Source organism: Streptomyces sp. NPDC101166 (assembly GCF_044768125.1).
Classification (GTDB): domain Bacteria; phylum Actinomycetota; class Actinomycetes; order Streptomycetales; family Streptomycetaceae; genus Streptomyces.
On sequence record NZ_JBIWPF010000003.1, the window covers coordinates 90,763 to 104,435 of the forward strand.

Here is a 13,673-nt window from a genome sequence, read left to right on the forward strand (position 1 = left end):
CCCGGCCCGTCGGGTCGGCACGGGGTCAGCAGATCTTCCCGGCGCCGGCTCCGGCGCGGACGATCCCGGGGACGGCCCGGGGCGGGTCGACCCTGGTGCGCAGGGTCGGCGTCCAGCCCGCGCCGGAGCGGAGCGTCTCGCCGGGGATCTCGGCGTTGTGCACGGCGATCAGGTCGACGGCCTTGCCGTTGACGTAGTTGTCGTCGGCGGTGACCGGCGAGTCGTTCCAGCGCTTCAGCGCCTTGGCCGCGCTGACTCCGCCGGGCAGGGTGAACGCGTTGTGCTGGGCGACGAGTTGGGACTCCTTGCCGATGCCGAAGCTGTAGGAGTAGGAGGAGTCGGCGACGAAGTGGTTGTTGTAGGAGTCGACCTGCCCGAACCGCACCCGGGGCGCCCGCTCGACCAGGCCGGAGAACAGGTTGTGGTGGAAGGTGACCTTGAGCTTGCCCCGGTCGCCCACCGCGGTGGACTCGCTGTCGCTGTTGCCGATCAGGATCGTCTTGTCGTGCTCGGTGAAGACGTTCCAGGACGCGGTGACGTGGTTGGAGCCTCGGACGATGTCCAGCTCGCCGTCGTGCTGCTGGTAGAGCATCCCGAAGTACGTGGGCGCGGCGCTGTCGGGGTGGGCGCCGTCGGTGAAGGTGTTGTGGTCCAGCCAGACGTGGGTGGAGCCGTAGACGACGGCGGTGTCGTACTCGGAGTTCCAGTTGCCCTTGGCGCCGTCGGTGGGGTCCCACTGGGGGAAGCAGTCGACGGGGCTCTCGAAGGCGAGGTTGCGGACGATGACGTTGTCGACGGCCCTGATCTGCAGGCTGGCGCCCTTGAACCCGGCGTTCCTGCCGACGCCGATGATGGTGGTGTTGGCGGGGACGTTCACCTTGATCTGCTGGTCCTGGTTGGCGGCGGAGACGCGGCGCAGCCCTTCGGGGCTGTCGTCGGGCTCGGCGCTCAGATCGGTGTCGAGGCCCCACTTCTCCGGCGCGTACTTCGCGAGGTAGGCGTCGAAGTCGTAGCCGGGGGCGGCGAGCGAGTCGCATCCCTGCGACACGGCGTCGATCGTGCCCTTCACCTTGATGATCTTCGGCGTGTCGCCGTCGGCGGCGAGGGCGGCCTTGAACTCGGCCCAGGTGGTGACGGTGTGGACGTGCTGGGCGTCGGCGGCGGCCCCGCCGGTGGTCCCGGTGCCGTACGACGCCCATCCGTCGCCCGCCGGGAGGGTCTGCCGGGCGGGGTCGCGGAAGGGCTGTGCCTGGGCGGTGGGGGCGGTGACGGTCAGCGCGAGGGCGGTGCAGCCGACCACGGCCATGTTTACGGCATGCCCATGCCATCTCTGTGCGTTCACGGTGCGGCTCTCTTTCGGCGTCGAAGGGATGACTCTCAGGAAGCGGCCGGCGGCCAGGTGATCCAGGAGGCCGGGATCTCCGCGTCCAGCCGGCGCACGTCCCGGCGCGCGAGCACCCGGTCGCATGCCAGGCCCGCGGCGACGAGCCGGGCCAGGGCGATCGCGCCGGGCGGATTGAAGTGCGTGTTGTCCTGCTCGGTCTCGGTCCAGTTGAAGTAGGTCTTCGTCCCCTCCACCCCGAGCTCCTGCCACAGCGCGAGCGACTGCGCCTGGAGGTCGAGCAGGATGACGTCCTCCTCCCGCGCCAGCGCGCGCATCGCCGCCGGATACTCGCCGTGGCTCGGCACGGCGTCACCCGCCGCGTCGAACCGCCGCCGCTCCACGGGCGTCAGCAGCACGGGCCGCGCCCCGCGCGCACGGGCCCCGTCGACGTACATCCGTAGGAAGTCCCGGTACGTCGTCCAGGGCTCGGTGTACCGGGCGGGGTCGGTCGCCTTCTCGTCGTTGTGCGCGAACTGCACGAGCAGCACGTCACCGGGCCGGATCACGGAGAGGATCGCGTCGAGCCGCCCCTCGTCGACGAAGCTCTTCGAACTCCGGCCGTTCACCGCGTGGTTGGCGACGGCCACCGACTCGCGGAGGAAGAAGGGCAGCGCCATCCCCCACCCCGTCTCGGGCGCGGCGTCGGCGTACTTCTGGGCGGCGGTGGAGTCGCCGGCGATGTAGAGGGTTCTCTCCCGACGGGGGCCGGCGTGTGCGGCGCCGCTGCCGGCGAAGGCAAGAGGGACGGAAAGGGCGGCGGTGGCCACCTGTCTGCGCGTAAGGGACACGATGGTGCACCTTTCAACAGAGGGGGTGCAGTTCCCTCGGCGGCGCGGGGAACTGCGCGAAGAGCCGGGACGGCCCGCGGCCTGCGAGACCACAGGCCGCCCCGGACGACGTCAGCTCTTGTGCTGCTGCTTCCATTCGGCCTGAGCCTTGTTCAGCTGGTCGGCCAGCGTGTCCAGGAAGTCCTTCGCGCTCGTCTTGCCGAGCAGCACCTTCTGGAAGTTCGGCTCGTTGTCCGACTTGGAGATGGTGTTCCAGTCCGGCAGGTAGTACGGCAGCTGCACGATCGTCGTCGACCCGTCCGTCAGCGCCTGCGCGGCCAGCTTCGTCGGCTCGGCCTTGGAGATCCACGCGTCCTTGGCCGCTTCGTTGTTGGCGGGCACCTGCCCCGCCGACTCGTTGAACTTCGAGTTCTCCGCCTTGGAGGTGGCGAACTCGATGAACTTCCACGCCGCGTCCTTGTTCTTCGAGCTCTTGAACAGCCCGAGCCCGTCGACGGGGTTGGACACCTGGACCCGCTTGCCGTCGGCGCCCGCCGGCTGCGGGATGCCCCGGAACTTGTCGACGCCGAGCGCCTTCACGTGGTCCTGGTAGGAGCCGAGGTTGTGGTTCAGCATGCCGATGGTGCCGGAGTCCCACTGGGCGACCATCTTGGTGAAGTCGTTGTTCAGGTCTGCCGCGGGGGTGACCTTCTTGTAGAGCGCCGCGTACTTCTCCAGCGCCGCGACGTTCTTCGGGTCGTTGACGGTGGTCTTGTCACCGTTCCAGAACGAGGTGATCCCGCTCTGGCCGTACATCGCGTCCAGCGCCTGGGCGATGGAGCCCTTGCCGCCGCGGATGGTGTACCCGAACTTGTTCTTGCCCGTGTCCGTGAGCTTGTCCGCCGCGGCGAAGAACTTGTCCCAGGTCGTCGGCGCCTCCAGGCCCGCCGCCTTGAACAGGTCGGTGCGGTAGTAGAGGACGCCGTTGTTGGCCGAGGTCGGGACGGAGTACAGGGTGCCGTCGCCGCCGCCGGACGCCTTGAGGACCTTGACCATGTCCTCGTTGAGCTTGCCGTTGAGGGAGGACTTGCCGACCCGGTCGTCCAGCGGCTCCAGCACGTTCTGCGCGGCGAACCCGGCGAGCATCGCGGCGCCGACGCCGCCGACGTCCGGCAGACCGCCGCCCTGGATGGCGGTGTCGACCTTGGACTGGTACTCGGTGGAGGCGATGCCGACGTACTCGACCTTGATGTCCGGGTTCTGCTTCTCGAAGTCGGCGATGACCTCCTTCCAGATGTCGGTGCGGACACCGCCGTTGTTGTCCCAGAAGACGATCTTGCCCTTGCCGCTGCCGTCGGATCCCTTGTCGCCGCCGCTGCCGCTGCCGTCGTCACCGCAGGCGGTGGCGGTCAGGGCGAGGACGGATCCGAGCGCGACGGCCGCGGTGGCACGCCTGCTTCTGTGAACGCTGATCTTCATTGGTCGGCTCTCTTCTTTGAAATCCAACGAGGGTTGCTGTGAAGTTGTGGGGGTCCGTGGGGGGACGGTGCGTCAGAGGGGGCTGATCCGGAAGTGCGAGAAGGTGGCGGCCCCGGCGTGTCCCGGCCGGTCCGGGGCGGCGGCGAACAGCCCGAGCAGCGCTCCGACCCAACGCCAGGGGGTGGCGGCGAAGACGGGCCCGGAGGGGCGCATGCCGTCGCCGACGTCGCAGAAGAAGCGGCAGCGCGCGCCCTCACCGATCTCGACGCGCAGCAGGGCCTGTCCATCGGGCACCAGGCGCGGATGGTCGGCGTCCCGCTCCCGGTCGGCGACGGCCTCGGCGAACCGGTGCACGAGGTGGACCGTCCCGTCGGTCCCGCGCTGCAGTCCGATCCACGCGAAGGCGTCGCCGAGGACCGCGAGTCCGGCCCGTGCGCCGGGCTCCTCGGCGTGCAGAGTGAGGTCGACCTCCACGGCGCAGGGGGTGCCGGGCAGCCGCTGGGTGAGGACGTGCGGCAGTGTGCGCAGGTCGTGCACGGCCGGGGTGCTCACACAGGTCAGCCGCAGTCCGTCCCCTGAGTGGTGGGTGGCCCAGCCGTCACGGGGGTTGGCCGTCCAGCTCCACTGGCGGCCGAAGCGTCCGCCGGGGAAGTCGTCGTCGGCGGCGGGCGCGGCGGGCGGTTGCGGGGGCAGGTCGGGCCGCCGGTGGACGGCGACGGGGGCGCCCTCGTCGCCGATGACCGGCCAGTCTCCCCCGGGGCCCCAGCGCATCGGCTGGAGGTGGACGACCCTGCCGTACGCGCCCCGCTGCTGGAAGTGCAGGAACCAGTCCTCGCCGGTCTGGGTGCGCACCCAGCCGCCCTGGTGGGGGCCGTTGACGCCGGTGTCCTTCTGCTCCAGGACGATCCGGTGCTCGTAGGGGCCGAAGAAGTCCCGGGAGCGTAAGGCTCCCTGCCAGCCGGTCTCCACTCCCCCGGCGGGCGCGAGGATCCAGTACCAGCCGTCGCGCCGGTAGAGCTTGGGGCCTTCGAGGGTGAACCAGCCGGGGATGCGGTCCCCGTCGACGATGACCTTGCCCTCGTCGAGCAATGACGTCCCGTCGGGGTGCATCCGGTGGCCGGTGAGGCGGTTCTTCACGCCGGAGCGGGACCTGGCCCAGGCGTGCACGAGGTAGGCCTCGCCGCTCTCCTCGTCCCACAGGGGGCAGGGGTCGATCAGTCCCTTGCCCTCCTTCACCAGGTGCGGCCGGGTCCAAGGGCCCCTGATCTCGGGCGCGTTGATCTGGAAGACGCCCTGGTCCGGGTCGCCCCAGAAGATCCAGAAGCGTTCGTCGTGGTACCGCAGGGCGGGCGCCCAGACGCCGCAGTCGTGGCGCGGGGAGGTGAACTCGCGTGCCGGTTCCAGACGTTCGAGGGCGTGGCCGACCAGCGTCCAGTTGACCAGGTCGCGCGAGTGCAGCAGGGGCAGGCCGGGGGCGCGGCCGAAGCTGGAGGCGGTGAGGTAGTAGTCGTCGCCGACGCGCACGACGTCCGGGTCGGACCAGTCGGCGTTCAGCACCGGGTTGGTGTACGTCTCGCCGCTCACTGGCTGACCGCCTTCCGCACCAGCGAGGCCGCCTCGTCGCGGCCCAGCCGGCCGTCGGCGACGACGGTGACGATCCGCCGGACGGCCGTCTCGCCGGGCGCGATCGCGAGCCGTCGCTCGCAGGCCAGGGAGGAGCCGACGCCCGGGTACTCGGTGGTGCGCACGAACCAGGGGTCGCGGCGGGTGGCGTCGGTGGCGCCCGCGAAGACGAGGGTCCAGTCCGCGCCGGCCAGGGCCAGCCAGTCGGCGCGCTCACCATGGACGGCCGTCTCGCCCTCGGCCGCCGCGGTGAACACCTCCGGCGCCGTGCCCTCCTTGCGGGCGCGCCAGAAGAAGCCGCCGTAGGCGGCGCCGGGGCGTCCGTTGGTGGCGGGACTGCCGATCGTGACCGGCCCGGAGGTGACGTTGGTGAGGGAGAAGGTGAAGTCCAGCGCCCAGGCGGAATCGGTGAGTTCCCCGGCGGCGACCGTGCGGCGCTCGCGCAGCAGCTCGGCCCCGGCGGCGACCCAGCGCAGCTCCTCCACCAGCCCGTCGGGGTCGCACAGCTGGAACGCGGTGTGCCGCTGGAAGCCGTGGTTGTCGAGCTCGGTGGGGCCCTGGTCGCGGACGTAGGTGCGTCCGCCCCAGAAGTTGAACCCCTCGACGTCGGGAACGGCGACACCGACGCCGAGGTGGTGGGTGTGGTCGGCGGGGCTCGACTCGGTGACCGCCGTGCCGGCCAGGGTGGTGACGGGGTGCAGGTAGGGGCGCGGGGAGAGCCGTGCGGGCAGCTCCGGCCGGGTGACGTACCGGCCGACGGGGCGGCCCGCGACACGCAGGAGGACCGGTGCGTCGGGTGCTGTCATCAGGTGCTCACCTCTTTCGGATGCGCGGGCGGGTACGTGGTGGTGCGCGCCCAGGGGGCGCCGAGCTCGGAGAACAGGGCGAGGGTGTCGGCGGCGGCCGCGACCAGCCCGTCGACGCCGGGGACGGCCCGGCGGCCCTCGTCGGGCACCGGGCGCCAGGCGTCGTCCGGCAGCCGCACCGGGTCGGGGGCGACGCGGATCGCCTCGACGACCCGCATGAACGCCTCGGTCGCGGCCGGCGGGACGAGCAGCTCGGCGCCGTCGGTGAGGTGGTCGACGAGGTTCTCCAGCAGGTCGGTGCGGCCGTGCTCGATCTCCTCGGGGCCGTGGTCGGCGCGCTGGACCAGGACGCGGTCCTGCTTGTACCAGTAGGTGATCCGGCCGCGGGTGCCGTGGACGAGGACGTACGGGTCGTCCGGGTCCTCGGCACACAGGGTGGCGGCGATGACGAGGGGCAGGTCGCCGGCGGTGGTGACGCGGACGCAGGAGGTGTCGTCGGACTCGATGGCGTTGGCGTGCGCCAGCTCGGTCTCGATGCGGGCGACGTCCTCGGCGCGGGTGGCGCCGGCCAGTGCGAGGGCGGTGGCGACGGCGTGCGCGAGCGGGTTGGTGAGCGCGCCGTCGATCACGTCGACGCCGTTCAGCCGCCGTTTGCCGGCCCAGGGCGCGCGCCGGAAGTAGGTCTCCGCGCGGGCCCAGGCGCCGGCCCCGCCGAACCCGACGACCTCGCCGATCGCCCCCTCGTCGAGGAGCCGCCGGATCGCGGGCACGGCGTGCGAGCCGAGGGACTGGAAGCCGATCTGGCAGGCCACGCCCGCCGCGGCGACCCCGTCCGCCATCCGCCGGAACTCGGCGTACGACGGCGCCGGGGGCTTCTCCAGCAGCAGGTGCACACCCTTGGCCGCCGCGGTCAGGGCCAGGTCGGTGTGGGTGGGGATCGGTGTGCAGATCACGGCGATCCGCGCACCGGTGGAGTCGAGCAGGGCGCCGAAGTCGGCGGACTGCTCGGGCGTGCCGAGGCCCTCGGGGATCTCGTCCGGGGTGAGCGGGGTCAGCTCGCACACGCCCGCCAGGCGGACGACGCCCTTGTCCTGGAGCCGGCGGATGTTGTCCAAGTGCCAGCGGCCGTGGCCGCGCGCGCCCGCGAGGACGATGGGGACTGCGGTGTTCATGGGATCCTCCCTGCGCCCGCGCCGGGCGCCGCCTCATGGGCGGCCGCCGCGGCGCCGTCGATCTTTCGGTGCAGGGTAGGCGTCCGGCCGGGGTGTGCCGTGAGGGCGCTCATCCCTTGACCGCCCCCGCGCTGAAGCCCGTGATCAGCCACTTCTGGATGAAGGCGAAGACGATCACCACGGGGACGGCGGCGATGATGCCGCCCGCGGCGAGCGCGCCCAGGTCGACGCTGTCGGCGCTCATCAGGGTGTTGAGGCCGACCGGGATGGTCTGCTTGTCCTGGTTGTTGAGGAACATCAGGGCGAACAGGAAGTGGTTCCAGGAGTGCACGAAGGCGAAGGAGCCGACGGCGATCAGACCGGGCCGCAGCAGCGGCAGCACGACGATCCGGAACGCCGTCAGACGGTTGCAGCCGTCCACCCAGGCCGCCTCCTCCAGCGAGTACGGCACGTTCTTGATGAAGTTGCTGATCAGGATGATCGACAGCGGCAGCTGGAAGACGGTCTCGGCGAGGATGACGCTGCCCAGCGAGTTGATCATCTTCAGTTCGGCGAAGATCTCGAACAGCGGGACCAGCAGCAGCGCGCCCGGCACGAACTGGGAGCAGAGCAGGGCCAGCATGAAGCCCTGCTTGATCTTGAAGTCGAAGCGGGCGAGGGCGTAGCCGCCGGCCAGCGCGACCACCGTCGTCATCACCAGGGTGGCGACGCCGACGAGCAGGCTGTTCTGGAAGTAGGTGCCGAAGCTGCGCTGCGTCCAGACCTTGTCGAAGTGGTCGAAGGTCATCGGCCAGGGCACGAGCGAGGTCGAGCCGGCCGGGCGGAGCGCGAAGAGCAGGATCCAGTAGAAGGGGATCAGGGTGAAGACGAGGTAGACCGACAGGGGCAGATAGATCTGCCAGCGCGGGACCTCGTCCCAGGAGCGGTTGCTGCCGCGCGGCCGCTGCTCGGGCGCGGCGGGCGCGCTCACGGGCGTGGGCGCCGGCACGGTGGCCTCCTTGGTGATCACTTGGCCTCCCTTCCGAACTTGCTCAGCCGCAGGTAGACCATGGAGCAGAAGAGCAGGATGACGAACGCGACCGTCGTCAGCGCGGACGCGTAACCGAAGTTGTGGGCGTCGACGCTGGTGTCGGCGATGTAGAGCGGGAGGGTGGTGGTCTCGCCCGCGGGGCCGCCGCCGGTCAGGGTGTAGAGCAGGTCGACGTTGTTGAACTCCCACACCGCGCGCAGCAGCGTGGACAGGACGATGGCGTCCTTCAGGTGCGGCAGCGTGATGTGCCAGAACTGCTTGAGCCGGGACGCCCCGTCGACCTCGGCGGCCTCGTACAGGTCCTTGGAGACGGACTGGAGGTCGGCGAGGATGAGGATCGCGAAGAAGGGCACTCCGCGCCACAGGTCGGCGACGATCGCCGCCGGGAAGACGGTGGAGGTGTCCGACAGCCAGCTGGTCCCGTAGGAGCCGATGCCGACGTCGGCGAGGTAACGGGTGATGCCCGTCTGGGAGTTGTAGAGCAGCACCCAGATCGCGGAGGTCAGCACGCCGGAGACGGCCCAGGGGGAGAACACCAGGGCGCGTCCCAGGGAGCGGCCCACGAAGGTCTGGTTGACGATGAGGGCCAGGGCGAGGCCGAACATCAGCTGGAGTCCCACCTCGACGAAGACCCACTTGGCGCTGAAGGTCAGCGTGTCCCAGAAGACGGGGTCCTCGGTGAAGGCGTGGACGAAGTTGTCGAAGCCCGCGTAGCCGTTGCGCCACGGTTTGGTGGGGTTGTAGTTCTGCAGGCTGTAGTAGAAGACGCTGATGACCGGGTAGGCGATGAACCCCAGCATGAGCAGGGCCGCCGGTGCGATCAGCAGGTACGGCAGTCTGCGGGGCGTGGCGGAGGCCCGACGCCGCCTCGGTGGCGCGGGCGGCTTCGCCACGGCTGCGGCTTGGGCCATGACTGTTCTCCGTTCTGGTACGTGGTGCGTGCGCGTGCTTGGTGCGTCCGCGTGCGTGGTGCGTGGTGCGTGTGTCACGCGTGGCGCAGGAAGCGCTTTCTCCCTGCGCATGGGTGTGCCTGGTCGTGCGGGTGCTGCGGCGGTTCAGCCCGCGTACGGGTCCTGCACCTTGCCCGGGCGGGCCAGGAACTCGAAGTCGCAGCCGGTGTCGGCCTGGGTGATCTGCTCGTTGTAGAGCGCGCCGTAACCGCGCTCGTAGCGCACGGGCGGCGGCGTCCACCGCGCCCGGCGGCGCTGAAGTTCCTCGTCGTCGACGTTGAGTTGCAGTGAGCGCGCCTCGACGTCCAGGGTGATCGAGTCACCGGTGCGCACGAGGGCGAGGGGTCCGCCGACGTACGACTCGGGCGCCACGTGCAGGACGCAGGCGCCGTAACTCGTGCCGCTCATACGGGCGTCGGAGATGCGGACCATGTCCCGCACGCCCTGCTTGAGCAGGTGGTCGGGGATGGGGAGCATGCCGTACTCGGGCATGCCCGGGCCGCCCTTGGGGCCGGCGTTGCGCAGGACGAGCACGCTGTCGGCGGTGATGTCCAGTGCGGGGTCGTTGATGGTGCGCTGCATCGTCCGGTAGTCGTCGAAGACGACCGCGGGGCCGGTGTGCTTGAGCAGGTGCGGCTCGGCGGCGATGTGCTTGATGACGGCGCCGTCCGGGCAGAGGTTGCCGCGCAGGACGGCGACCCCGCCCTCGCTCGCGACCGGGTTGTCCCGGGGGCGGATCACGTCGTCGTCGTGCACCAGGGCGCCGGCGATCTGCTCGCGCAGGGTGTCGTGGGCGACGGTCGGGCGGTCCAGGTGGAGCAGGTCCGGGATCCGGGAAAGGAAGCCGGGCAGGCCGCCCGCGAAGTGGAAGTCCTCCATCAGGTACTTCTGGCCGCCGGGGCGCACATCGGCGAGTACGGGCACCGTGCGGGCGATGCGGTCGAAGTCGTCGAGGGTGAGCGCGACGCCGGCCCGGCCCGCCATGGCGATGAGGTGGATCACCGCGTTGGTGGAGCCGCCGAGACCGAGGACGGTGGTGACGGCGTCGGTGAAGGCGTCCTGGGTGAGGATGTCGTTCAACGTCCTCCCCTTGTGGACCAGTTCGACGATGCGCAGGCCCGCCGCGGCGGCCATCCGGTCGTGTCCGGAGTCCACGGCGGGGATGCTCGACGCGCCCGGGACCGTCACTCCGAGCACCTCGGCCGCGGCGGTCAGCGTGGACGCCGTGCCCATCGTCATGCAGTGGCCGGGCGACCGGGCGAGGCCGTTCTCCAGCTCGGCCATCTCGCAGTCGCCGATGAGGCCGGCCCGTTTGTCGTCCCAGTACTTCCACATGTCGGTGCCGGAGCCGAGGACCTCGCTGCGCCAGTGGCCCGGCAGCATCGGTCCGGCGGGCACGAACACGGTCGGCAGGTCGACGCTCGCCGCCCCCATCAGCAGGGCCGGGGTCGTCTTGTCGCAGCCGCCCATCAGCACCGCCCCGTCGACCGGGTAGGAGCGCAGCAGCTCCTCGGTCTCCATGGCGAGGAGGTTGCGGTAGAGCATGGGAGTCGGCTTCTGGAAGGTCTCGGAGAGCGTCGAGACCGGGAACTCCAGCGGGAATCCGCCCGCCTGCCACACGCCCCGCTTGACCGCCTGCGCCCGGTCACGGAGGTGCACATGACAGGGGTTGATGTCCGACCAGGTGTTGAGGATCGCGATGACCGGCTTGCCGAGGTGCTCCTCGGGGAGGTAGCCGAGCTGGCGGGTGCGGGCGCGGTGACTGAAGGAACGCAGGCCGTCGGTGCCGTACCACTGGTGGCTGCGCAGTTCCTCGGGGCGCTTCCTGACGTCGTCGCTCATATGGACCACCCGGCGGCGATGGCGGCGACCTCGGCGCGCTCGTCCTCGGGCAGCGGCCGGCTCGGCGGGCGGACCTCACGGCGGCACAGCCCGAGGGAGGCGAGGGCCTCCTTGACGACGGTGACGTTGTTGGCGGAGCCGTCGGCGGCGCGCAGCTCCTCGAAGCGGCGGATCTGCTCCCAGACCTTCATGGCGGCCGGGTAGTCGCCGGAGCGCAGCGCCTCGATCATGTTGAGCGAGACGGCCGGGGCCACGTTCACCAGGCCCGAGGTGAAACCGGTGGCGCCCGCGGAGAAGTAGGAGGGGGCGTAGGGCTCGGCCAGGCCGGCGACCCAGACGAACCGCTCCAGTCCGGCGTCCCGCGCGAAGGCGGCGAAGCGCGCGGCGTCCGGCACCGCGTACTTGACGCCGATCACGTTCGGGCAGGCGTCGGCGAGTTCGGCGAGCCGAAGGCCCGCGAGCTGCGCGTTGCGGATGTACGGCACGACGCCCAGCTCGGGCACCGCCTCGGCGACGGCGCGGTGGTAGTCGACCCAGCCGCTCTGCGACACGTAGGGGTGGACGGGCTGGTGGACCATCACCATGGCCGCGCCCAGCTCGCGGGCGTGGCGGGCGGAGGCGACGGCGGTGGGGACGTCGTGGCCGACGCCGACCAGGACGACGGCCCGCTCGCCGGCCTCCTCGACGGTCAGCTCGGTGACCAGGCGGCGCTCCTCGGGAGTGAGGGCGTAGAACTCCCCGGTGTTGCCGTTGGGGGTGAGGGTGGTGATCCCGCCGTCGAGCAGCCTGCGCAGCAGGGCCCGGTGGGTGTCCCGGTCGACGGAGCCGTCCTCGGCGAAGGGGGTCACCGGGATGGCCACCACGTCGGCCAGGGCCGCCCGTTGGGTCTCGAACGCCACGCTGCTCATTGCTGACCTTCCTGTCCCTGGGCTTCCCCGGCCTCGGGGAACGCCCGCCGTACGAACGACGCGATATGGGCGTGCAGAGCCCTCGCCGCACCGTCGGCGTCGCCCGCCAGCGCGAGCCGCAGGATCTCGCGGTGCTCGCCGGCCTCCCGCTCCCAGGAGGGCGAGGCGGCCCAGGCGACGGCGGAGACCAGGGCGGCCTGGTCGCGGACCTCGTCGAGCATCCGGCCGAGCAGCGGGTTGCCGCAGGGCAGGTAGAGGGCGCGGTGGAAGTCCCGGTTGGCCAGGGAGCGTTCGGCCGTGTCGGCGGCCTCGTCGGCCCTGGTCAGCGCCGAGCGGGCGGCGTCCAGGGACGCCCCGCGCCGGACGGCCCGCTTCAGCGCCTCGGGTTCGAGGAGGAGCCGTACGTCGTAGACCTCGCGCGCCATGTCCGCGTCCACCATGCGCACCGTGACGCCCTTGTACTGGCTCATGACGACCAGGCCGGTGCCGGCGAGCGTCTTGAGCGCCTCCCGCACGGGCGTCTTGGAGACCCCGAAATGGGCGGCGAGCTCGGTCTCGACCAGTGCCTGACCCGGCGTCAACTGCCCGGTGAGGATGCGGCGTTTGATCTCCTCCAGCACGTACTGCGTGCGGGAGGGGATCGGCGTGGGCACAGAGGTCATGCGCGCCTCTCGGTGTCTGACGTGCTGTGTGACTGACGTGCTGCGTGGCTGATGTGCTGCGTGGCTGATCTGCTGCTGCGTCTGATCTCGTGTATCGCGTCTCATATATGACGTACGAAGTACGACGCGTTGAAGGTAGGAGGGGGCCGGGGTTTCGTCAATGCTTCCGGCAAAGGAAGTTGCGGAAGGGGCTGAGGCGCCGGGTGTGGTCAGAGGGGCACGGTGTCGCCCTCGTGCGCGGTGCGGGTGGGGCCGCCGTACGCGGCGGCGGCCCGCGCGGCGGCGCTCTCACGGGTCAGCGTGGGCCCGACATGGGTGACGACGAGTTCGCGCACACCGGCCTGCCGGGCGGTGTCCCCCGCGTCCTCGGGGGTCAGATGGACCTGTTCGCCCTCGCGATGCCGATCGATGTCCGCCTCGCACAGGAACAGGTCGGCCCCGGAGGCGAGTTCGAAGAGCGCGGGGCACGGCCCGCTGTCCCCCGAGTACGCGAGGACGCTCCCCTGGCACTCGGCGCGCAGCCCGTACGCCTCGGTGTCGTGGGCCACCGCGCGGGAGGTGAGCCTGAGGTTCCAGTGCCGTACCGAGTGGCCGTCGTGCAGGGCCCTGAAGTCGAGGATGCCGGTCAGGAACCGGGCGTCCGGCTGCCCGAAGAAGGCGGCCAGCCGCCGCGCGCAGTCCCTCGGCGCGTACACCGGTACCGGCGCCGGAGGGGTGAGGCCGCCGAACGCGAACGCGTAGACGGCCGGGAGAAGGTCGGCGCAGTGGTCGGCGTGCAGATGGGAGATCCAGATCGCGGTGAGCCGCCGCGGGTCCGTGTGCCGCTGCAACTCGGCGAACGTGCCCGTGCCCGCGTCCACCCACACCTCGGCGCCACCGCCGCGCAGGAGATACCCGGAGCAGGGGTGGCCAGGCCCCGGATGCGGAGAGGCGGTGCCGAGGACGGTGAGGCTGAGGGGCATGGTGGGGAGCGTACGTTTCACCACCGCCGCCCGCGCCGCGATTACGTCCGTCTACGCCGTGCTCAGGGGTGCGTCTACGCGTTGCGTC

The 13,673-nt window shown here is 71.1% G+C and carries 12 protein-coding genes; all 12 read right to left on the reverse strand.

All coding sequences use genetic code 11. The annotated features are described in order from the left end of the window. Positions 1–25: 25 nt before the first annotated feature. The 12 genes from ACIRS4_RS07265 to ACIRS4_RS07320 all read right to left on the reverse strand — a co-directional run bounded on the left by ACIRS4_RS07265 (position 26) and on the right by ACIRS4_RS07320 (position 13,585). On the reverse strand, positions 26–1,342 hold the full coding sequence (locus ACIRS4_RS07265; protein ID WP_404191309.1) for a polysaccharide lyase family 1 protein: 1,317 nt from the start codon (positions 1,340–1,342) through the stop codon (positions 26–28). Between the two features lie 35 nt (positions 1,343–1,377). After that, entirely contained in the window at positions 1,378–2,172 is a 795-nt protein-coding gene (locus ACIRS4_RS07270; protein WP_404191311.1) for a rhamnogalacturonan acetylesterase, read from the reverse strand. A gap of 111 nt (positions 2,173–2,283) precedes the next feature. Next, entirely contained in the window at positions 2,284–3,630 is a 1,347-nt protein-coding gene (locus tag ACIRS4_RS07275; RefSeq protein WP_404191314.1) for an ABC transporter substrate-binding protein, read from the reverse strand. A 72-nt stretch (positions 3,631–3,702) separates the two neighbouring features. Beyond that, positions 3,703–5,214, reverse strand: coding sequence for a family 43 glycosylhydrolase (locus tag ACIRS4_RS07280; protein ID WP_404191317.1), 1,512 nt, complete (start codon positions 5,212–5,214; stop codon positions 3,703–3,705). Then, complete coding sequence (locus tag ACIRS4_RS07285) at positions 5,211–6,059, reverse strand: PmoA family protein (protein WP_404191319.1); 849 nt, start codon at positions 6,057–6,059, stop codon at positions 5,211–5,213. Before ACIRS4_RS07285 ends, ACIRS4_RS07280 begins: the two co-directional genes overlap by 4 nt. Beyond that, positions 6,059–7,231 (reverse strand): Gfo/Idh/MocA family protein, encoded by a 1,173-nt coding sequence (locus ACIRS4_RS07290; protein WP_404191322.1) that lies wholly within the window; start codon positions 7,229–7,231, stop codon positions 6,059–6,061. The genes ACIRS4_RS07285 and ACIRS4_RS07290 overlap by 1 nt, the downstream gene beginning before the upstream one ends. Before the next feature lie 109 nt (positions 7,232–7,340). After that, positions 7,341–8,240: a carbohydrate ABC transporter permease gene (locus ACIRS4_RS07295; protein ID WP_404191324.1), complete on the reverse strand. Its 900-nt coding sequence runs from the start codon at positions 8,238–8,240 to the stop codon at positions 7,341–7,343. Further along, the gene (locus tag ACIRS4_RS07300) at positions 8,237–9,172 is read right to left on the reverse strand and encodes a carbohydrate ABC transporter permease (RefSeq protein ID WP_404191327.1); all 936 of its coding nucleotides are present in this window, start codon (positions 9,170–9,172) and stop codon (positions 8,237–8,239) included. The genes ACIRS4_RS07295 and ACIRS4_RS07300 overlap by 4 nt, the downstream gene beginning before the upstream one ends. 144 nt (positions 9,173–9,316) lie before the next feature. Continuing rightward, positions 9,317–11,053, reverse strand: a complete 1,737-nt coding sequence (araD, locus tag ACIRS4_RS07305; RefSeq protein WP_404191329.1) for an L-arabinonate dehydratase — start codon at positions 11,051–11,053, stop codon at positions 9,317–9,319. Then, positions 11,050–11,961, reverse strand: coding sequence for a dihydrodipicolinate synthase family protein (locus ACIRS4_RS07310; RefSeq protein ID WP_404191332.1), 912 nt, complete (start codon positions 11,959–11,961; stop codon positions 11,050–11,052). Before ACIRS4_RS07310 ends, araD begins: the two co-directional genes overlap by 4 nt. Next, complete coding sequence (locus tag ACIRS4_RS07315; protein WP_404191334.1) at positions 11,958–12,623, reverse strand: GntR family transcriptional regulator; 666 nt, start codon at positions 12,621–12,623, stop codon at positions 11,958–11,960. Before ACIRS4_RS07315 ends, ACIRS4_RS07310 begins: the two co-directional genes overlap by 4 nt. Before the next feature lie 209 nt (positions 12,624–12,832). After that, complete coding sequence (locus ACIRS4_RS07320) at positions 12,833–13,585, reverse strand: MBL fold metallo-hydrolase (RefSeq protein ID WP_404191337.1); 753 nt, start codon at positions 13,583–13,585, stop codon at positions 12,833–12,835. Positions 13,586–13,673 lie beyond the last annotated feature (88 nt).

What these genes read in the sequence shown, in the direction of transcription:
- ACIRS4_RS07275 (WP_404191314.1), bottom strand. Translation starts at nt 3,630, where the DNA reads ATGAAGATCAGCGTTCACAGAAGCAGGCGTGCCACCGCGGCCGTCGCG.
- ACIRS4_RS07285 (WP_404191319.1), bottom strand. Translation starts at nt 6,059, where the DNA reads ATGACAGCACCCGACGCACCGGTCCTCCTGCGTGTCGCGGGCCGCCCC.
- ACIRS4_RS07290 (WP_404191322.1), bottom strand. Translation starts at nt 7,231, where the DNA reads ATGAACACCGCAGTCCCCATCGTCCTCGCGGGCGCGCGCGGCCACGGC.
- ACIRS4_RS07300 (WP_404191327.1), bottom strand. Translation starts at nt 9,172, where the DNA reads ATGGCCCAAGCCGCAGCCGTGGCGAAGCCGCCCGCGCCACCGAGGCGG.
- araD (WP_404191329.1), bottom strand. Translation starts at nt 11,053, where the DNA reads ATGAGCGACGACGTCAGGAAGCGCCCCGAGGAACTGCGCAGCCACCAG.
- ACIRS4_RS07310 (WP_404191332.1), bottom strand. Translation starts at nt 11,961, where the DNA reads ATGAGCAGCGTGGCGTTCGAGACCCAACGGGCGGCCCTGGCCGACGTG.
- ACIRS4_RS07315 (WP_404191334.1), bottom strand. Translation starts at nt 12,623, where the DNA reads ATGACCTCTGTGCCCACGCCGATCCCCTCCCGCACGCAGTACGTGCTG.
- ACIRS4_RS07320 (WP_404191337.1), bottom strand. Translation starts at nt 13,585, where the DNA reads ATGCCCCTCAGCCTCACCGTCCTCGGCACCGCCTCTCCGCATCCGGGG.